An 18,645-nucleotide genomic window follows, 5' to 3' on the forward strand; every position below is an offset into this window, starting at 1 on the left:
CGTGCCCAACGCCCTGGACGAACTCGCGCGGCGCATCGCCGCCCTGGAAGCAGCTCTGCCCGAGCTGTCCCGCGCGTCCCCGCTCGCCTACTCCTCCGTGGACGACGGCGCGCTGACCGTCACCGCCGACGGGAAGCTGCGCGCCATCATCGGGCAGCAGCCCGACGGCACCACCGCAGTCAACGTCGTCAACGGGCCGCCGCCGCCGACCCCGACCACCCCGACGGCCGCCGGCGTACTCGGCGGTGTCCGTGCGTCCTGGGACGGACAGTTCGATGGTGGCGAGCCGACGCCGCTGGACTTCACCCGGGTCGAGGTCCACGCCTCCACGACGGGGACCGACTTCACGCCCGGCCCCGAAACGCTGGCCGGCACCATCGAGTCCCCGCAGGGCGGCAGCGTCCTGGTGCCCACGACGGTGCCGGTCACGGTGCTCCTGGTGGCCCGCTCCAGTTCCGGCAAGCCGTCCGAGCCGTCGGGCCCGGCGAGCGCGGCCCCGGCCAAGGTCGTCGCGGACGAGGTCCTGGCCGGGATCGTCACCGAACTCGCCCTCGCCGACGACGCGGTGACCGCCGCGAAGGTCGCCGTCGGCGCGATCGACGCCAACGCCATCGCCGACGCTGCCATCATCGCCAGCAAGCTCGGAGCGGCAGCCGTCCAAGCCGCCGCCCTCGCCCCGGGCGCGGTCACCGGGCCCGCTATCGCCGCCGACTCGATCACCTCCCGCGAGATCGCCGCCGGCGCGGTGACGGCAGCGGAACTCGCCGCAGGCTCGGTGAGCACCACGAAGCTCGCGGCCGGGGCCGTCACGGCGAGCCAGATCGCGGCGGGGGCGGTCACCGCCACGGCGCTGGCCGCCAACTCCGTCAGCGCCGGGAAGATCGCAACGGATGCGATCACGGCCGGGAAGCTCGCCGCAGACGCGGTGACCGCGCGCGAGATCAAGGCCCTGTCCATCACCGGCGACCGGCTCGCCGCGAATTCGATCACGGCGGCGCAGCTTGCCGCCGGAGCGATCACGACCAACGCCCTCGCCGTCGGCTCTGTCGGCCCGGCCCAGTTGAACACCGGCACCGGCAACAACCTGATCCCCGACCCGTCGTTCGAGGGCCCGCAGGCCGCCGCGCTCGTAGGCGGGGGCTGGGACCGCACCGCACCCGGCAACAACTCCGGCTGGGCGCTGACGCTGACCGTGCCCGCCGGGACGACGGTAGCCACCAGCTTCGCCAAGCAGCTGACCACCGTGCCGGTCGTGCCGGGGGAGCGGCTGTGGCTGGCCGTCGACATGAAGACCGACGCGGCGTGGCCTGCCGGGCAGCAGGCCAAGTTCTTCTGCCGGTGGGAGGACTCGAAGGGGGCGGTCCTCAAGTACGAGGGCCCGACCGCCACCCCGGGCCCGTCCTCGCCGTGGACCCGCTACGCCAGCAAGTGCACTGCCCCCGCCCAGGCCGTCCGCGCCACGGTGTGGGTGCAGGCGTACCAGGCTCTCGCCGGCGCGCTGTCCTTCGACAACGCCGAGATCAGGCCGATCCTGTCCACCCCCGGCACCGGCCAGCGCGCCGAACTGTCCCCGGAGGGCCTGCGGCTGTTCGACAACGACGGTCAGGAGGCGGTCAGCCTGGTCACCGGGCAGCCGACGTACCTGTCCATCTCGGACGGCACCAGCCGCGTCGCCTCGATCAGCGAGCGCGGCGACGCGGGTTTCCAGCAGGTCTCCGTCGCTGGGCTGAGCGTGGCCGGCGAGGGCCTGGACCGCATCCTCGACCGGCGTCCGCGCGGCGTCGTCGCCTGGGCGTCCGGTGCGAAGGACGTCTCCACCAGCGGCGGCGTCGAGATCGGTATCTACGAGCTGCCGTTCGTCGCTGAGGCCGGTCGGCACTACCGCATCACTTGGGACCCGATCCTGTGGGCGTCCGCGACCGGCGGGTCCGTCGTCACCGCTGTCCGCAACGGCGGCGCCGGTGCGCCGCTGGTCTCCTCGCCGATGCTGCGTTCCCATGCCAGCCCCGCCGCCTCTCCCGTCGGGCACGGCTTCCAGGTGCCGGTGCGGGCCTCCGCCGCCGTCGGCCGGGGCCTCGCCGTTGGACTCAACCGGCTGCTGTTCACCATCGCCCAGGTCGGCGCGCCCTCGGGTGCGGTCCTGCACCACGACGCCAACCAGCCCACGATCGCGGTAGTGGAGGACATCGGCGCGGAGAAGCCCGCGTCCGGGGTGTGGAACACCGGCGGCGCGTCCGCCCCGCCGCCGCTCGTCACCTACTCCACCATCTACCAGGCCACCTGGTCCGGCACCTACAAGACCCGCAGCGCCTTCAACTCGTATTACAACAACGAGATGCTGCAAGGGAACTACCCCGATGCCGGGTGGGGCATCCAGGCGTCCCTGGTCGGATTCGATAGCAACGCCATCGGCAGCGACCTCAACGGCGCGACCCTCAACAGGGCCGAGGTCTACCTGTACCCGACGCACTGGTACTACAACTCGGGTGGCAACGCGGCTATCCGCGTCCACGGCTGGACCGCCCGACCCGGCTCGTTCTCCGCCGACGGCGACACCCTGTGGCAGAACGGTTGGCCCCCCAACCAGGGTCGCTGGGTCGACATCAGCTCGATCTTCCCGACTTGGGGCCGCGGCATCGCCCTCGACCCCAACTCGAACGACCTCACGTGCTACGGCCGGTTCAACGGAGCCGGCATGGCCAACCCGCCGCTGCTGCGCCTCACCTACACCAAGTAGCCAACCCGGAAGGGAAGATCCATGGCCGACCTCCCCCTTATCGCCGAGCACCGCCTTGGCGGGGACGCCGACTTCGCCGCCCGCGTGCAGGCCGCCGTCCGTCGCGTCGCCCGCGACGTCCTCGGCGAAGACCCCTCAACTCCCGGCCAGCCGATGCGGATTCAGCTGGCCGTCCGCTCCCTCGGCCCCCAGGTCGGAGGCGACCCAGGCTACGGACCGGCCGCCGCCGGAGACCCCGAGATTCGCGCCGCCGCCAGCACCGCCACCGGCACCGACGTGCAGGCCGCCATCGGCGACGACCTGATCCTCGATGCGGTCCGCCGCCTCTGGAACCCGTTGTGCGGCTGGACTGGCTGACCCGGGGCGACGGCATGAAGCGGGTCAACGGTGACTTACATCTCGTGTCGTCCCTGAGTGCCCGTAGGATGGGCTGCGGCGCGGGGGCGCAGTTCAGGAGCAGTCCGTGAGCGTCCCGCCGACCGCCGAGCCCACCCTGTGGGAACTCCAGCGATCCCTGACACAGCTCCGCGAGGACCAGCGCGATTCGATCGCCGGTCTTCGGGAGGATCTTCGTGGTGACCTCCGGGCACTCACGATCAGGCTGGAGCAGTCGGTGTCCAAGGACGTGTATCTCGCAGACCAGCGGCTCATGGCGCAGCGCATCGACATGGTCGAGCGCGACATCGCCAGTGAGCGCCAGGCCCGGGAGGACGCTGAAACGGCGGCGGCCGTCAGCCGTCGGTGGCTGATCGGGGCGTTCGTCGCGCCGGTCGTCGTCGCGATCCTCCAACTCTGGCTCCTGGCACAGGGGAGGAGCACGTAGCCCGTTCGCGGGCCAGCAGTACCCAGGCAGGCGCGGGGGAGAACAGTGCGCACGCCATGCAGCTCATCACCCGGGACCAGTGGGGCGCTCGCCCTCCGAAGGCCCAGTTCACCCAGATCTCCGGCACCCAGGGAGTCAAGATCCACTACGAGGGCACGGCCGTGCCCTCCACCCTCGCGGACCCCGACCAGCACGGCCGGTGCGCCGCCCGGATGCGCGACCTCCAGGCGTCACACCAGGCCAATACACAGGAGAAGTACATCGATCTCGCGTACAGCGCGGTCGTGTGCCCGCACGGCTTCGTGTTCGAGGGGCGCGGGCCGGGGCACCTTCAGGCGGCCAACGGGCCGGGACTCAACAGCGCGCACTACTCGGTGTGCGCGATGCTCGGCGACGAGGGCCTGACCGCGCCGACCACCGCGCAGCTCGGCGGCCTGCGCGACGCGATCGAGTGGCTGCGCTCCGCCGGAGGCGCGGGCAGCGAGATCAAGGGCCACCGGGACGGGTACGCCACCGACTGCCCGGGGGAGCCGCTGTACCGGTGGGTGCAGGCCGGCGCGCCGCGCCCCGACGGCACCTCGACGGCCCCGGCGCCGGTGACGCCGCCCCCGGCTGCGGGCTGGGCCCCGGCCTGGCCCGGCCGCTACCTGCGCAACGGCAGCTCCGGGTCGGACGTGCGGACCTGGCAGCAGCAGATGGCCCAGCGCGGTTGGGCGATCAGCGTCGACGGCCAGTTCGGGCCGCAGTCCGAGCGGATCGCCCGCGCCTTCCAGCAGGAGAAGGGTCTCCAGGTGGACGGCGTGATCGGCCCCGTGACGTGGGCGGCGGCCTGGACCGCGCCCGTCACCTGAGCCCCGGCCGCCCGTCGAGTGAAGGGAGTTCGCGATGCGCCTGATCCGACGCCTCGTGGAAACCGCCCTACGGCGTCTGGCCGAAGCCAGCGTCGACCATCAACCCCCCACCCCGTAGCAAGGACTGCCCGTGAACCTGTTCGTGTCCCTCATCCGGACGGGCGTGCCGGCCCTCGCTGGCTGGCTCGTCGCGCTCGCCGCCAAGTACGGCCTCGGCCTCGATCCGGCGGCACTGTCCGGCCTGCTGACCGCGGTCGTCGGCTTCGTCTACTTCGCGGTGTTCCGCGTGGCCGAGGAGCACCTGAGCTCTAAGTTCGGCTGGCTCCTCGGCTACGCGCGGCCGCCGAAGTACGACACCGGCAAGGCGCAGCTGCCCGATACCCGCTGATCCCGGTCAGCGCCTGAACAAGTGAGGCCCCCGTCCCTGCACAGGACGGGGGCCTCAGGGCTCTTGGAAACCCGTCGATCACGATAGCAGCGGGCCCGGGCCGGTAAGACGCCTAGAGTGGCCTCCTCGCCAACAACGCGGAGGGACGACGGTGGTGGGTCGCGGGAAGCCGTACCTGGTCGGCACGCAGGAGTTCGCTGCGCTGTACGGGGTGGAGAAGCAGATGCCGCGCCAGTGGATCAGCCGCGGCGCGCTCGACCGGGAGACCGCGGTAGTGATCTCCGGGCAGATGTACTGGCCGCTGGGCGTCGCCGTCGAGTTCGGCAAGCAGGGGCGCGGCAAGGCGCTGGACGAAGAGGTGCTGGCGCGGTTGCGGGAGTCCCAGGGGCCTGGGTGGACGCCGGCTGCGAAGGCCGAGCTGCCGCCGATCGTCGGCCAGCAGGAGCTCGTGGAGGTGTTCCGCCTGCCGTCGCAGCCGACGCTGGTGACGGCGATCGACAGCGGACGGTTCCCACCGGCGGACTGGCAGCTCGGTGGATCGGGGGGGCTGTGGCTGCTGGACACGGTGCTGGGCGAAGAGGCGTTGGCCCGGTTGCGGGAGACTGCTCGGAGCCTGCCGTGGGTGCCGGACGAGGAGGTCGTCCGTGCGCTGCGGGAGGGGCGCTACGACGGCCCGGGTGCGGTGGTTCTTCCGCGCGGCCGCATGGCGTCAAAATAGGACATTAGTGTACCTAGGGGCCATCTGCGACTAAGATATAAGCAACCCCACAGGGGGGTTTGTATCCGAGTCGAGGAGGCTCTGCGCATGATGGAGTACAGGATCGAGGGGGACCGTGCGATCCTCGCCGTGGATCGCTGGGAGAAGCTGCCGGTCGAGTCGCACCACTGCGGCAAGGTGCACCGTCCGGACGTCGACTGCTGATTGGGATTGATCTCTAGCGCACTCCACCCCCAAGATAGGTCACACGACTGAAAACCGAGTCGATGGGGGTGGATGCGTGAAAGTCAGCCAGGACGAGATCCCGGGGCTGTGGATCGAAGAGATCCACGAGCCCGACGGGAATCCCGGCGCGACGATCCAGCAGCAGTTCGAGGCGTTCCACCAGCTCAACCCCTGGGTGCTCGACGCCCTGGAGGAGCTGACGGCCGACTGCCTGACCAGGGGATTTCCCCACGTCGGCATCGGGATGCTCTTCGAGATCCTGCGCTGGCGCTACGGGCTGCACACCCGTGGCGATGCCTTCCGCCTCAACAACAACTTCCGCTCCCGGTACGTCCGGCTCCTCATAGACCGGCACCCGGAGTGGATCTCCGTGTTCGAGGTCCGCGCCCTGCGCGCAGCCTGAACCACACACATCTTGGAGACCCACCGTGAGCGCACCCGCGCCCAAGACGCCGGCACCGTCCGGCCCGAAGCTCAAGACCCGACGCCCAACCGGCATCGTCCCGTGGCCTCTCGTCCTCATCGAGGGCGAGGAGGGGGCGGGCAAGACCTGGTCGGCCGCCGAATTCAGCGCGTCCGAGAAGATCGGCCAGATGTACTGGATCGACCTGGACGAGGGGTCGGCCGACGAGTACGCCGCCATCCCCGACACCCGCTACCTGATCATCGAGCACGACGGCACCTACCGGGACATCCTGGAGCAGATCGAGGCGGTGCATGCCGAAGCCCGGCGGGCTGCCCTCGCCGGTGAGCCACCGGTCGTCCTCACCATCGACAGCGGTTCCGCGCTGTGGCGGATGCTCACCAACTGGACCCACGAGCGGGCCCGGCGCGCCAACGCGAACAAGAAGCGGCTCTTGGCCGACCCGGACGCCGCGATCGACATCGGCATGAACCTCTGGAACGACTCGGTCGAACGCTGGCAGCGCATCATGTGGCTGCTGCGCACCCTGCCCGGCATCGCGATCGTCCTGGCCAGGGGCAAGGAGATCAGCGCCCTTGACGACAACGGCACCCCGATCCGGGGCAAGAGCGAGTGGCGGGTCCAGGGCCACAAGGACCTCGGCTTCGACTCCACGGTCTGGGTCCGGATGCGCCGGGACGAGGACCCGCAGGTCATCAAGGTTCGCTCCCTGCGGCTCCGGGTGGAGAAGAGGCGCCCGCTGCGGCTGCCTGACTTCTCGATCGAAGACCTGATCTTCAACCTGCTCGGCTGCTCCCAGGACTCCCAGCCCCGGGTGATGCCCGCCCTGGCCGGGGACCGCGTCCAGCCGTGGCTGGAGCGGGTTACCCGAGTCTCCGACCGAGCGCAGCTTGGGGAGATGTGGAAGACCGTCGGCAAGCCGGACGTCCAGCTGTCGCGCGACGAGGTACTGACGGTGCGGGCCGCGATCGAGCAGCGTGTTGCTGAGATCGACAACCCGCAGAACGAGATGGGCAGTTCACCGACCACCGACGCGGAGAAGCTGCGTGCGGCGGCGGAGCGTGCGGCAGCATCTGGTGTGGAGGCGGCCGCATGACCGCACTGACGGACAGCGCATCCACTACCCCTTCCATCTGGCAGGCAGCCCACAATGCCGACCGGCGCCGACCGCGCTCGCGGCAGACCGAGCTGGGGGCCTCCGACACGGTCTGCTCCCGCCGCGCGGCGTACATCGTCACCGGAACCCCCCGCACCAACTTCCCCGAGGGGAAGGCCGCGATCCTGGGCACCTACATCCACGCCGGCCTCCTGGAGGACGCGCGCAAGGAGTTCGGCTGGCAGGTGGAGCGGACGGTGGTCGGCGACGGCGTGCGGGGCCACGTCGACGCTGTCCAGCTGGACGAGGCCACGGCCGCCCGGCTGCCGAAGGCCCTGCGGCCCAGCGCCCCGGCCCAAGCCGTCACCGTCGAGGACGTGAAGACGAAGTCCACGTGGAAGTGGGACCAGGTGCTGCGGTACGGCGCTACCAGGGCGGAGCTGCGGCAGGTCTACCTCTACGCCGCGATCCTGCGCAAGTACGGCTTCGCGGACGTCCAGGGCCAGAAGGCGCTGGCTCGGCTCGGCCCTATCGACGTCCAGCGCATCCGCTTCCGGTTCGTGTGCAGGGACAACGGCGAAGAGCACGTCCAGGAGTTCGCCTATGACGACCTGGAGGCCAGTGCGGCCCTGTTCTGGGTGGAGCGCGTACTCGAGGTCACCGATCCCGAAGAACTGCCGCGCGACCATGACGGGCCCGGGCTTGCGGCAACGTGCGACTTCTGCCCGTGGCTCACGGCCTGCTGGGGGCAGACCGGTCCGGGTATCCCGGTCCAGACGCTCCTGGTCAAGGACGACGACGACCGAGTCCGGGCACTGGCCGACTACGTCCGCGGCCACGAGCTGGAGACCGCTGGCAAGAAGGTGAAGAAGCTCGCGCGGGCCATGCTCGACCAGACCAAGGCCGACACCTACGGGGCCAACGTCCTGTCGTGGAGCGGCGGGAACCCGATCAAGGAGCCCGACAAGGAGGCCATGGTCGACCTCTACGACGACGCCAGCGTGCCGGTGCCAATGGTGCCCGACGTGGACACGATGGTCGCGTTCCTCAAGCAGGAGGGCATCGCCGTCCCGATGAGGCTTACGGGCAAGAGGACTGCCCGGTCCATCAACGTCAAACCGGCCCGTACCTGACCCCAGTGCACCGTCCCGGGGCCTGCGAGGTGCGGGCCCCGGGGCTGCTCTGGATGCCACTCAAGGGGAATCGTGAGCATCCAACTTCTTCTCGTTGCAGGCTACTTGGAAGAGGAGGTGGTGGGCGGGAAGACCAACAAGCTCGTCCTGATGAAGCTCGCCGACTCGGCGGACGACCAGACTCGCATCTCGCACCCCGGCCTCACGCGGCTGATGGCGTGGGCCATGGTCAGCGATAAGACCGTGGTGAGCACCATCACCGACCTGATCGGCCGGGGCCTGGTCGAGCGGGTCAAGGTCGGCCGGGCGGGGCAGCGCGCCGAGTACAGGGTCTTCCCTCTCGGCGTGCCGCCGATCCCCACCACGGAGGAGCTGGAGGCCCTTCGTGCGGCCAAGGCGCGTGCCCCGAAGAACGGGAGGCTCGCGCGGGTGCCGGCGTCGAGGGGCAGGCCGGATGTTCCCGCCCGGACGCACGCGGACGTCCAGGCGAGGGTGGAGCGGCTGGCGGCGCAGGCGCCGAAGACGCGCCGGGAGCCGTCAGGGTCGCCAGCGGGGAACCCCGACGCTGGCAGCCCGTGGGGTCGGAGCGAGGGGGGAGCAGGGTTGCCGAAAGGAAACCCTGCTCAAGCAGGGTCGCCGAATGGGAACCCTGAAGTCAGGGCCTCCAGGGTTTCCGATCCGGAACCCCCGGGGTCGCCAGACGGGAACCCCGGGGGTTCCGGATCGGGAACCCCTGTTCTTCCTGTTCCTTCCTCTTCCCTTCCTTTCCCCCCTACCCCCACGGCTGACGCCGCGGGGGAGCCCGCTGCGCACCCCGGCGAAGGTCAAGCCTCCGGCTGCCCGAAGCACGCGAGTCCGGCCGCCAACTGCCGGGGCTGCGGAACGAATGCGCGGGCTCAGCGCGACGCGCAGCGAAAGGAGCTGGCGGAGGCCGACCGGCGGAACCGGGAGGACTGGGTGCGGGCCTTCGTCCAGGACCAGGAGGAGCGTGCCCAGCTCAGGGCCGCCGATCCCGACAGGGTGGCCACTGCGTTCAGCACCGCGCGGGAGATCGCGGCGCGAGCCGCACAGGAGCGGCGCGAACGCGGGCGACCTTGATCGACAACCATTGACCCAGGTCGCTTTGCGACTAAGATATAAGTAACGGATTCGTCGGAATCCCTCACTCTCTGGAGGCAGTGCGTGAACCTCGACAGGAAGTACCTGGTGCAGATCGCGGCCGTGGGCTGCGGCTGTTCCCGTTGTGAGCCCACGTTCGTCGGCGAGCCGCTCTCGCTGCCGCGGGCGGCCGCCGAACTCGTCCGCATGGCGTACGGCGTGGGCATGGGCGGCGACGTCCAGCTCTCGACCCGTCACGGCCTCCCCGAGGCGATCTGCACCGGCGCGCCGGGCAGCCGGTCCCCCCTGCGACTCACGCTACAGGCGGTCATCGTGCTTCCCGACCTCACGATCTTCTCGCTCTAGAGATAGGTCACACGACTCGAAGCAATCAGGCTCCGTTTCTCGTGAACGGTGCCCTCACCTCTTGGAGCCCACGTGTCACACCCGCTCAAGCTCGCCCCTCTGCCCGACCACGGCAACATCACCGACCCGACGTGGCAGACGTACTACGCCAACTACGCCCACGTGATCACCCCGCTGCGCCAGTTCGGATGGACCACCGACATCCAGCTCAGCTTCGGCGTCCGCATCATCCGCGCCATCGTCGGCGACGGCACCGAACTGCACATCGGTTCCGTCGCCGGACTGCCCCTCGACCCCCGGCAGGTCAAGAGCTGGGTGGTCACCCGCGTGGCCGAGGACCAGACCCGCCCCGGCCTCACCGTCCTGTACGACTCCACCGAGGACGGCGCACAGCGCCACCACGGCGCGGAGATCGGCCCGATGCTCGGCCGGGTCCGCAGGGTCCTGCGAGTTGCACCCCCGGAGGGCCGCTCCTACCAGATCGTCAGCACGGCCTACCGCGCGGCCGGAGCCACCACGGACCACTACCCGGCCGGGTCGCGCGCCGAAGCTCTCTCCGTCTACGAGACCTGCGCCGAGGCGCTGGCCACCGAGCTGTGGACGCGCATCTACGCGCCGAGCTGGCCGGAGCCCTCCGACCCGGACCCCGCCCCGGACTCGGAGCCGCCCGCCCTTGCCCTCTCCGTCTGGGCGCTCGGCCCGGACGTCACCGTCCTTCGGATCGCCGCCGTCTGACCCCGCGCCGGGCCGCAGGCGCGGCCCGGCGCTCCTCTTGGAGACCTCATGAACCTCGCACCCATCCCTGCCGGTCGGGACGCCGACCCGACCTGGCTACTCGTGCACCAGCACTACGTGCGGCTGATCACCCCGCTGCGCGCCCGCGGCTACGTCGTGGACATCAAGAACGCCGCCAAGGCCGCCGCGCGCACCATCACTGCCGCACTGCCCGACGGCACCCGCCTGACGATCACCACGGGCAACGGACTCCCGCTGCACCCTGGCCGCGTCCGCTGCTGGGTGGTCGAGCACAAGCCGAAGAGCGAGGACGCCACGGTCCTCGTCTACGACTCGACGCCCAGCGGCCTCGACCGGTCGGCCAACGCCATCCTCTCCCCGCTGCTCGTCGCGCTGGACAAGCACATCGCGGCGTGGGGCCTGGGAGAACTGCCGCCAGGCGGGCACCCGGTGGCGATCCACTACAGCCACGCCACCGACGCCCGCTTCGGGCCGGTCGAGCACGCCGGCGAGTACGCCGACCTCGCGACCGCCCTCGTCGCCTACCAGGGCCACGAGGAGAGCCTGACCCGCGAGGGCTGGCGGCGGCTGTGGACCCACCCCTGCTCCGACTGGCCCCGGACCATGTGGGGCCGGGAGGGGACGGTCATGCACGTCTGGACCGACCTGGCCGAGCTGTGCCCGCTCTCGCTCGCCGCCCCGGGGGAGACCCCGTGATCTCTCTCGCCTTACTCGCCGTCGGCCTGGTCGAACTCGGCCTGATCGTCGTCGCCGGAATCGAGCAACTCGCATGGGAGAGCAGGACCTTCCAGCCCGTCGGCATCCATCGCCGAACCCGCCGCCCCTGACCCGCATCCCGGCCAGCCGCCCGGCTGGCCGGGACCACCCCCGGAGACATCCATGACCGAAACCCCTGACTGGGCCTTCCAGTTGGTCCGGCCGCCGGTACCCCGCGAACGTCCCGTCCGTCGCCGCCCCGCCGTCCGCCCGGCGGCCACGCCCCTGGTCCGCCACATGCAGGCCGCGCAGCAGGCGCTCGCCAGCGCCATCCGGCAGGACCGGCCTGCACCCGGCCCCGCCCTCTGCCCCTGCGCCTTCCCGCACCCGGCCGTGCGCGACGACCTCGCGGCCAACGTCGAGCGGTTGCGGCAGGCCGGAAGCCCCGACCTGCATCACCAGCTCGTCCTCCTCGCGCGCGTCGACGGCTGCCCGTCCCTGCGCTGACCGCCCGCTGGCCCGCCGCACCGGCGGGCCAGCCCACCCCTCTTGGAAGCCACATGCTCACCTTCACCGATCTGTTCTGCGGAGCAGGCGGGTCCAGCACCGGCCTGGTGGAAGCCGGGTTCGAACTCGTCCTGGCCGTCAATCATTGGAGAACGGCCCTGGAGACCCATGCGTCGAACCACCGCCTCGCCGATCACCTCCTTGCCGACACCAGCGGCCTCGACATGCGGCGCCTGCCGCGCACCCGCGTGCTCTGGGCCTCCCCGATCTGCACCGAGATATCGCCCGCCGGCGGCCGCCGCCGCATCCCTGAGAACCAGCTTTCCCTGCTCGAAGACGGCCCGGTCGACGCCGAGGCGTTCGTCCGGACCCGGGTCACCGCCACCGACGTGATCCGTGCCGTCGAAGTCCACCGCTACGACGCGGTCATGGTCGAGAACGTGGTCGAGTTCGTCACCGACTGGCCCCTGTTCGACTGGTGGCTGTCCGGTATGACGCTGCTCGGCTACAACCACCAGATCGTGTCGGCGAGTTCGGCTCATCTCGGCGGCCCGGACAACCTGCCGGCCCCGCAGTGGCGCGACCGGATCTACGTGGTCTTCACCCGCAAGGGCATCCCGCTGCCGGACCTGCGGATCACGCCCCGCGCCTACTGCGCCGACTGCGGCATGGACGTGGACGCCGTCCAGAGCTGGCGCAACGGCCGGAAGGTCGGCAAGTACCGAGTCCAGTACGACTTCCGCTGCCCGCGTACCCAGTGCCGACACGCGGTGGTCGAGCCGTACGTCCGCCCGGCCGCCGACATCATCGACTGGTCGAACCTCGGGCAGCGCATCGGCGACCGGCCCCGGCCGCTCGCCGCCAAGACCATCGAGCGCATCCGCCGCGGCCTGGAGCTGTTCCCCGACCGTGCCTCGGTGCTGACCCTCAACCACGCCGGCCACGACGGAAGGGCGATGGCCGCTGACGAAGCCCCCGTGCCGGTGCGCTGCGCCAAGCAGGGCGAGGGCCTGCTCGTCCCCGTGGGTGGCACCTGGGCCGACTCCCCGGAGAGCACCCAGGACCCGATGCGCACCCGGATGACCCGGGACACCGAGGCCCTGGTGACGCCGCCGTTCATCGTGGACATGCGCCGCAACGGCTCCGCGCGGTCCCTCGGCGTCCCGCTGTCCGCGCTCGCCACCGCCCGGCACCACGGGCTGACCGTCCCGGGTGCGGCGCGGTATGTCGCCCAGCGCCGCGCCAGCTCCACGCTGGTCATCCCCTATCGGCGCGCGGCCGTCCGGACCGCCGCCGAGCCGGTCCACACCCTCTCCACCCGTGACTCCGCCGGGCTTGCCTCCCTCGCCGAGATGGTGGACGACTGCCACTTCCGCATGTTGCAGCCCGGCGAGCAGCTTGCCGCGCAGCGGTTCCCCGCCGAGTACATCGTCAAGGGCACCAAGGGGGAGCGCACCAAGCAGGCCGGGAACGCGGTCAGCGTCAACGCGGCCGCGTTCCTGGGCCGCCGGTTGATGGAGGTCCTGAGCTGACCTCCGTGACCGCCGCCGGAAACGGCTGGATGAGGGACGCCCCCTGCTTCGGCGATCTGCGCTTCGCGCCCGCCGAGGGCCCCGACTCCAGCCGCTTCGTCCTGCTCGCTCGGGCCCACGAACTCCTGCGCCTGTGCCAGGGCTGCCCGTTCCGCGTCGACTGCGTGGTCCGGGTCAAGCCCAGCCGGAGCGGGCTGGACGGGGTGTGCGGCGGTCACCTGTGGATCGACGGCGTGCCCGTCGCCTCCGCCTACGGGATCGGCCCCGATTCCGACGAGCCGCCCCTCAGGGCTTCCTGCGGCACGCCTGCCGGTGCCCGTGCCCACTCGCGCCACGGGGATGGACGGGCTTGCGATGCCTGCCGCGAGGCGCAGCGTGTCTACCAGCGGGAACGCCGCCGCCGCCTGGCTCTCGAAGCAGCGGAGAAAGAAAGCCGGGAAATGCAAGGAAATCGGTAAATCAATTCCGTCCATTTCTTGATCAGGTGGTAATTGCGACTAAGATATAAGTAAGGAATTCGGGAAACCCCGAATGCGACGAGAGGGGAAATCAAATGACTGCCTGCCCGTGCGAGTGCAACCGAGGCGGATTCTGCGGCGGCTGCGGCCACGCCGGCTGCGGCGGCCGCCGCCCCCGCCGCTGACCCCAAGCGCCCCCGGCCAGCCGGGGGCGCACCCCACCAACCCCTCCGCCCCGGCCAACCAGCCGGGGCGGACCCATGAGCGAAGGAGAAACCGTGACCGCCCGCGCAAGCGCCGTCCAGCGCCTCGCCGAACAGCTAGACCTGCCCGCCGAAGCCGTCGCCATCAGCTACCGCACGGTCCGCCAGGCGCTCGACCGGCACCGCCAGCAGTACCACCCCACCATGCCCGCCGAGACGTACGTCCGCCTCGCCTTCGCCGACGGCTACGCCCTGGCCCTCATCGCCGCTGCCTCCTTCCGGCTCCTCCACCGGGACGAGGACGCCGCCCGAGTGGAAGCGATCCGCGCTGCCGCCCACCCCGAGCCCGGTGCCCCGCGCATCCGCCCGACTGCGGGCTGCGCCCCCGAGGACGCGGACCACCCCGACGTTCAGGCCGCCGTCGCCATTCTCGCTGCTGCCGGCCTGCCCCCGATCGAGACGCCACGCGGAGACGGCTTCCAGGTCGTCCCCGCCGGACCCGAGCTGCCTGGCTGGCTGTTCATCGCCCGCGACAGCCAGCACGCCGAACGGACCGGCTTCGCGGGCGGCCCCAGCGGCTACGAGCGAGTCATGCGCTTCGCGGGCTGGCTCACCCGCCCCGAGCCCGACACGGGCCTGCTCGCCATCTGCCTGCCCGACCACATCCGCCAGGCCCTCGGTTCCTCGCCCGCCCGCTGACACCGGTGCCGCCCGGACCGGACGCGCGAACACGGACCGGCCCGGGCGGCACCCCGCCCGACTCCAACGAACCGGAGACACCCATGCCCTTCCTTCTCCAGGACGCCCTGATGCCAGGGGCGACCCCGCTGCTCCCGGCCCCCCTGTGGCAGGCCGGAGTACCCACGAAGCTCCGATCCTTCTCATTCGGGGGAGGCGTCCAGAGCGTCGCCGCGCTCGTCCTCGCCGCCCGGAAGGAGATCCCCTACACCTCCTTCCTGTTCGCCAACGTCGGCACGGACTCCGAGAACCCCGCCACCCTCGCCTACGTCGAGCAGTACGCCCGACCCTTCGCGAAGGCGCACCGCCTCGAACTGACCACCCTGGACCGCGTCATGGTCAGGACCGGAGAAGTCCGCACCCTGTACAGCGAGTTGACCCGGGAAGGCTCGCGCTCCCTGAAAATCCCGGTCCGCATGTCCAACGGGGCCCCCGGCACCAGAAGCTGCACGCTCGACTGCAAGATCAGGGTCATCGGCCGCGAGCTGCGACGCCGAGGAGCCACCAAGGACACCCCGGCCACCGTCGGCATCGGCATCAGCCTCGATGAGATCGAACGCGCCAACGACAGGCGGTGCGAGCCCTACGAGCGCATCGCCTACCCGCTCCTTGAACTGGGACTGCGCCGCGCCGACTGCATGCGCATCATCAACGACGCCGGCCTGCCCGTCCCACCGAAGTCGGCCTGCTGGTTCTGCCCGTTCAAGCGCGTCGAAGGCTGGCTCGACATGAGGCGGACCAACCCGGACCTCTTCGAACGGGCCTGCCAGCTCGAAGACCTGCTGAACGAGAGGCGCGACCGCCTCGGCCGCGACCACGTCTACCTCAGCGCCTTCGGCAGGCCCCTGCGCAGCGCCATCCCCGACGGCGTCGACACCCTCTTCGACTCCGAGACGGACGGGGCCTGCGACTCCGGATGGTGCATGACATGACTGCCCCCCTGCTCCCCGGAGCCGCGCCCGTCGTCGTCCCCCGCCCCCTGCCTTCCTGGGTCGTGACGGCCCAGCAGGCCGCAGCCGAACCGCCCAAGCCCGAGATCCACATGGGCCAGCGCCGACGGGCTCCGTTCGCCAGCCACCGAGAGATCGCCAACCGGCTCGCAGAAGACGTCACCGACGCCTGGTTCAAGGCCCGCGGCGGCTCCCAGCACGCCATCCCCATCGGCGTCGTCGCGGCCCTCGCCCTGGTAGTCGTCAAGGACGAGGCCGGGCCCGACCTGGGTGACCAGTTCCTTGCCCTGGACCCGGCCGAACTCGGCGCCGTCCTCAAGGACATCTGGGGCATCACCTGGTACCGGCACCCCTACCTCATCCAGTGCGCCCTGCCGCTGCACGAGTGGCTGACCGTGCCGGAGCCGGACCCCGAGATCCTGCATGCCGTCCACAAGACCGCGCACGCCGCGATCAACAGCGGCCTGTTCCAGATCACCAGCCACCAGGACCCCGGTCTCCGCACAGACACCGACGTCCTCTCCCGGCTCATCATGGACATGAGCACCAAGGCCAAGCGCCTCGCGGACGGCGAGTTCCACACGCCCGACCCCGCATGCGACCTAATGGCCCAAGTCCTGCTCGGGCAAAAGGACTTCACGCCCGGCATGAGCTTCATGGACCCCGCCGCAGGCAGCGGCGGCATGCTCCGCGCCGCTGCCGCCCACCTGCGCGACCACGGCCACGACCCGGCCGACTACGAGTGGTACGGCAACGACATCAACGAGATCGCCGTCGCCTGCCTCGCGGTCAACTCCATCATCTGGGGCCTCGGGCCCAACGTCGTCATCGCCAAAGCCGACTCCCTGGCCGACCCCGGCTGGCCCACCCGCGCCCGCGCCGAACGCGCCGAGGTCATCGCCCACCGCAACCGCGTCGTGGAGCTGGCCGCCACCGAAGCTGCCCACCGCCGAGCCATCCGGCTCCTCACCCAGCTCACCGAACCCCTCGAAAGGACAGCATGACCCTGCCCAACGCCCACACCTACACGGCACAACTCGCAGACCAGCTGCCCGACTGGACCCGCTACGACGACCCCGCCGGCACCCCGGGAGCGGCCTACCTCGCCCACCCAGACGGTCACCGCCTCGGCCTCCGCCTCCAGTCCCACGGCACCATCCAGACCTGGATCACCGCCGGGCCGCTCCCCGAGCTGCCTGCCGCCTCCACGCCGGACGAGGCCGCGAAGGCGCAGACCGCACTCGACGCGCGCTTGCAGCCGAACCGGACCCGACACGCCGTCATCAGCCTGGAGCGCGTCAGGGACCCGCACAAGGCCCTGCTCACCCTCGTGACCAGGCACCTGATCCCCGCGCTCACCAACAAACCCCGCTACGCGGCCAAGTCCGACACTGCCTCCTGGGACCCGGGGCAGCCCCTGCCCCGGCTCCGACTGACCCGCCTCCCCAGGCGCACCACCACCAAGAAGGACGCACAGTGACCGAAAGCACGTTCATCGCGACGCTCCACGGGCCCGCCGACGTCGTGGCCTTCGTCCCGTACCACCTGGGCTATCACCCCAAGGACGCGGTTGCCCTGGTCGGCATCAGCGAGGGGAACCGCGTCGGCGGGGTATTCCGCGTCAGCATCCCGCAGCCCGAGGAGCCCAAGGCCGTCGCCTCCGCAGGCATCGGCATGCTCACCCAGATGCACGCCAACCACCACGAGCCGATCGAGAAGATCGCCATCGTTCTCTACAGCGAGCCGGACACCGGTGAAGACCACGCCGGCGTGAGGACCAAGACGGCCACCCTCGTCCAGCACTTCGTGCAGGCAGCCTCCGAGGCGGACCTTCCCCGGCTGGAGGTCCTGCTCGTGTCCAACGACTCCTGGAGCTCCTACCTCTGCGCGGAGAACTCCTGCTGCCCGCCCAACGGCATCCCCCTCCAGGGCACCGCGGCGAGCCCGGTAGCTGTCGCCTACACGCTCGTCGGCAGGGCGCCCTTCCCCAGCTTCCAGGAAGTCCAGCGCCAGCTACAACCCGCCGACGGACTCCACCAGAAGGAGATGGAGGTCGCCATCCCGGCCGCCATCTTCCGCCCCATCGGAATGACTGCCGCGCACGCCCTACTCCTCGAACTGCTCAAAGAGGACAAGATGCCCGCCGCCGACCGGACCGCCACCCTGCTTGCCGCGCTCCAGAACCGCGACTTCCGGGACGTGGCCCTCGGCTACTGCGAAGAGAGCGAACGCAGCCGGGCCATCGCCCTGTGGCGGCACCTCGCCGTCAGCAGCGTGCCCCCGTACCAGAACTTCGCCGCAGCTCCCTTGACCCTTCTCGCTTGGAACAGCTGGCTGCTCCACGAGGACGTCGTGGCCCGGGCCGCACTCGCCCAGGCCCTGGAAGTCGATCCCGCCTACGAGCTGGGCCTCAGCATGCGGGAGCTGTTCATGCTGCCGGCGGAGGCTGCGGCAAGGGTCCAGGAGAAGCTTCGGGGCTACCGGCAGGAGTTCGAGGCCGGTTCCGGCAACACCCGCTCCGACAACGGTGAGCCCGGCGTAGACTAACCAAGGAATCTGACCCGCTCCGGCGGGTACTGCGGCTCCGCCCCCGGGCAGTGGGGGCGGAGCCGTTTTGCTCCTGAATGGTAGAGCCCTGGTCGCCCTTTCGGAGACCTGCGCTGGGCTGGGGTGTCGGCCCCGGACCCCTTCGCGCAGGCTTCTGGGCGGGGCCGGGTGGGGACACGATGGGGACACAAGGATCGTGAAGGCTCGTGATGCTTCCAGATCACCCGACTAGGCACATGCCCTCTGACCTGCGAGGGAGTGTCGAAGCGGGACGGTCGGCGACAGATCGTGTGTCTTCTCGGTCCTCTTGTAAAGCGGGGGTCGTCGGTTCGAACCCGACAGGGGGCTCAGTGAACCACCCCGGATGAGCTGCAGGTTTGGCCTTCTAGGGGCTTCATC

The 18,645-nt window shown here is 70.7% G+C and carries 22 protein-coding genes; all 22 read left to right on the forward strand.

The annotated features are described in order from the left end of the window. The first annotated feature begins 1 nt into the window (after position 1). The 22 genes from ACWD4U_RS29950 (at position 2) to ACWD4U_RS30055 (ending at position 18,246) form a co-directional block, all read left to right on the forward strand. On the forward strand, positions 2–2,737 hold the full coding sequence (locus ACWD4U_RS29950; protein ID WP_363452336.1) for a phage tail protein: 2,736 nt from the start codon (positions 2–4) through the stop codon (positions 2,735–2,737). Between the two features lie 21 nt (positions 2,738–2,758). Further along, positions 2,759–3,094, forward strand: a complete 336-nt coding sequence (locus tag ACWD4U_RS29955; RefSeq protein WP_363452338.1) for a hypothetical protein — start codon at positions 2,759–2,761, stop codon at positions 3,092–3,094. A gap of 106 nt (positions 3,095–3,200) precedes the next feature. Continuing rightward, the gene (locus ACWD4U_RS29960; protein WP_363452340.1) at positions 3,201–3,560 is read left to right on the forward strand and encodes a hypothetical protein; all 360 of its coding nucleotides are present in this window, start codon (positions 3,201–3,203) and stop codon (positions 3,558–3,560) included. A gap of 56 nt (positions 3,561–3,616) precedes the next feature. Further along, complete coding sequence (locus ACWD4U_RS29965) at positions 3,617–4,411, forward strand: peptidoglycan recognition protein family protein (protein WP_363452342.1); 795 nt, start codon at positions 3,617–3,619, stop codon at positions 4,409–4,411. 130 nt (positions 4,412–4,541) lie between these two features. Further along, the gene (locus ACWD4U_RS29970) at positions 4,542–4,799 is read left to right on the forward strand and encodes a hypothetical protein (protein ID WP_363452344.1); all 258 of its coding nucleotides are present in this window, start codon (positions 4,542–4,544) and stop codon (positions 4,797–4,799) included. A 151-nt stretch (positions 4,800–4,950) separates the two neighbouring features. Further along, positions 4,951–5,517 carry a hypothetical protein gene (locus ACWD4U_RS29975; RefSeq protein WP_363452346.1) on the forward strand — a complete coding sequence of 189 codons (567 nt, stop codon included), beginning with the start codon at positions 4,951–4,953 and terminating at the stop codon, positions 5,515–5,517. 280 nt (positions 5,518–5,797) lie between these two features. Next, positions 5,798–6,145: a hypothetical protein gene (locus ACWD4U_RS29980; protein ID WP_363452348.1), complete on the forward strand. Its 348-nt coding sequence runs from the start codon at positions 5,798–5,800 to the stop codon at positions 6,143–6,145. 25 nt (positions 6,146–6,170) lie between these two features. Then, positions 6,171–7,262, forward strand: a complete 1,092-nt coding sequence (locus ACWD4U_RS29985) for an AAA family ATPase (RefSeq protein WP_363452350.1) — start codon at positions 6,171–6,173, stop codon at positions 7,260–7,262. Then, complete coding sequence (locus ACWD4U_RS29990) at positions 7,259–8,395, forward strand: PD-(D/E)XK nuclease family protein (RefSeq protein WP_363452352.1); 1,137 nt, start codon at positions 7,259–7,261, stop codon at positions 8,393–8,395. The genes ACWD4U_RS29985 and ACWD4U_RS29990 overlap by 4 nt, the downstream gene beginning before the upstream one ends. 72 nt (positions 8,396–8,467) lie before the next feature. Further along, positions 8,468–9,493: a helix-turn-helix domain-containing protein gene (locus ACWD4U_RS29995; RefSeq protein WP_363452354.1), complete on the forward strand. Its 1,026-nt coding sequence runs from the start codon at positions 8,468–8,470 to the stop codon at positions 9,491–9,493. Between the two features lie 84 nt (positions 9,494–9,577). Beyond that, the gene (locus ACWD4U_RS30000; RefSeq protein ID WP_363452356.1) at positions 9,578–9,859 is read left to right on the forward strand and encodes a hypothetical protein; all 282 of its coding nucleotides are present in this window, start codon (positions 9,578–9,580) and stop codon (positions 9,857–9,859) included. 72 nt (positions 9,860–9,931) lie between these two features. After that, positions 9,932–10,594, forward strand: coding sequence for a hypothetical protein (locus ACWD4U_RS30005; RefSeq protein ID WP_363452358.1), 663 nt, complete (start codon positions 9,932–9,934; stop codon positions 10,592–10,594). A gap of 48 nt (positions 10,595–10,642) precedes the next feature. Then, positions 10,643–11,311, forward strand: a complete 669-nt coding sequence (locus ACWD4U_RS30010; RefSeq protein WP_363452360.1) for a hypothetical protein — start codon at positions 10,643–10,645, stop codon at positions 11,309–11,311. Beyond that, entirely contained in the window at positions 11,308–11,442 is a 135-nt protein-coding gene (locus tag ACWD4U_RS30015; protein WP_363452362.1) for a hypothetical protein, read from the forward strand. Before ACWD4U_RS30010 ends, ACWD4U_RS30015 begins: the two co-directional genes overlap by 4 nt. 52 nt (positions 11,443–11,494) lie before the next feature. Further along, positions 11,495–11,818, forward strand: a complete 324-nt coding sequence (locus tag ACWD4U_RS30020) for a hypothetical protein (RefSeq protein ID WP_363452364.1) — start codon at positions 11,495–11,497, stop codon at positions 11,816–11,818. 53 nt (positions 11,819–11,871) lie between these two features. After that, positions 11,872–13,350 carry a DNA cytosine methyltransferase gene (locus ACWD4U_RS30025; protein ID WP_363452366.1) on the forward strand — a complete coding sequence of 493 codons (1,479 nt, stop codon included), beginning with the start codon at positions 11,872–11,874 and terminating at the stop codon, positions 13,348–13,350. Positions 13,351–13,355: 5 nt separating this feature from the next. Continuing rightward, entirely contained in the window at positions 13,356–13,808 is a 453-nt protein-coding gene (locus ACWD4U_RS30030) for a hypothetical protein (RefSeq protein ID WP_363452368.1), read from the forward strand. A 278-nt stretch (positions 13,809–14,086) separates the two neighbouring features. Then, on the forward strand, positions 14,087–14,710 hold the full coding sequence (locus ACWD4U_RS30035; protein ID WP_363452370.1) for a hypothetical protein: 624 nt from the start codon (positions 14,087–14,089) through the stop codon (positions 14,708–14,710). Positions 14,711–14,793: 83 nt separating this feature from the next. After that, positions 14,794–15,681, forward strand: a complete 888-nt coding sequence (locus ACWD4U_RS30040) for a phosphoadenosine phosphosulfate reductase (protein ID WP_363452372.1) — start codon at positions 14,794–14,796, stop codon at positions 15,679–15,681. Next, on the forward strand, positions 15,678–16,703 hold the full coding sequence (locus ACWD4U_RS30045) for an N-6 DNA methylase (protein WP_363452374.1): 1,026 nt from the start codon (positions 15,678–15,680) through the stop codon (positions 16,701–16,703). Before ACWD4U_RS30040 ends, ACWD4U_RS30045 begins: the two co-directional genes overlap by 4 nt. After that, positions 16,700–17,179, forward strand: a complete 480-nt coding sequence (locus ACWD4U_RS30050) for a hypothetical protein (RefSeq protein ID WP_363452376.1) — start codon at positions 16,700–16,702, stop codon at positions 17,177–17,179. Before ACWD4U_RS30045 ends, ACWD4U_RS30050 begins: the two co-directional genes overlap by 4 nt. After that, positions 17,176–18,246 (forward strand): DUF4192 domain-containing protein, encoded by a 1,071-nt coding sequence (locus tag ACWD4U_RS30055; RefSeq protein ID WP_363452378.1) that lies wholly within the window; start codon positions 17,176–17,178, stop codon positions 18,244–18,246. The genes ACWD4U_RS30050 and ACWD4U_RS30055 overlap by 4 nt, the downstream gene beginning before the upstream one ends. Positions 18,247–18,645 lie beyond the last annotated feature (399 nt).

This window comes from Kitasatospora sp. NPDC002522 (assembly GCF_053595195.1).

Coding starts and splice junctions, on each gene's coding strand:
- ACWD4U_RS29955 (WP_363452338.1), top strand. CDS start 2,759: ATGGCCGACCTCCCCCTTATCGCCGAGCACCGCCTTGGCGGGGACGCC.
- ACWD4U_RS29965 (WP_363452342.1), top strand. CDS start 3,617: ATGCAGCTCATCACCCGGGACCAGTGGGGCGCTCGCCCTCCGAAGGCC.
- ACWD4U_RS29990 (WP_363452352.1), top strand. CDS start 7,259: ATGACCGCACTGACGGACAGCGCATCCACTACCCCTTCCATCTGGCAG.
- ACWD4U_RS30010 (WP_363452360.1), top strand. CDS start 10,643: ATGAACCTCGCACCCATCCCTGCCGGTCGGGACGCCGACCCGACCTGG.
- ACWD4U_RS30020 (WP_363452364.1), top strand. CDS start 11,495: ATGACCGAAACCCCTGACTGGGCCTTCCAGTTGGTCCGGCCGCCGGTA.
- ACWD4U_RS30025 (WP_363452366.1), top strand. CDS start 11,872: ATGCTCACCTTCACCGATCTGTTCTGCGGAGCAGGCGGGTCCAGCACC.
- ACWD4U_RS30040 (WP_363452372.1), top strand. CDS start 14,794: ATGCCCTTCCTTCTCCAGGACGCCCTGATGCCAGGGGCGACCCCGCTG.
- ACWD4U_RS30045 (WP_363452374.1), top strand. CDS start 15,678: ATGACTGCCCCCCTGCTCCCCGGAGCCGCGCCCGTCGTCGTCCCCCGC.
- ACWD4U_RS30050 (WP_363452376.1), top strand. CDS start 16,700: ATGACCCTGCCCAACGCCCACACCTACACGGCACAACTCGCAGACCAG.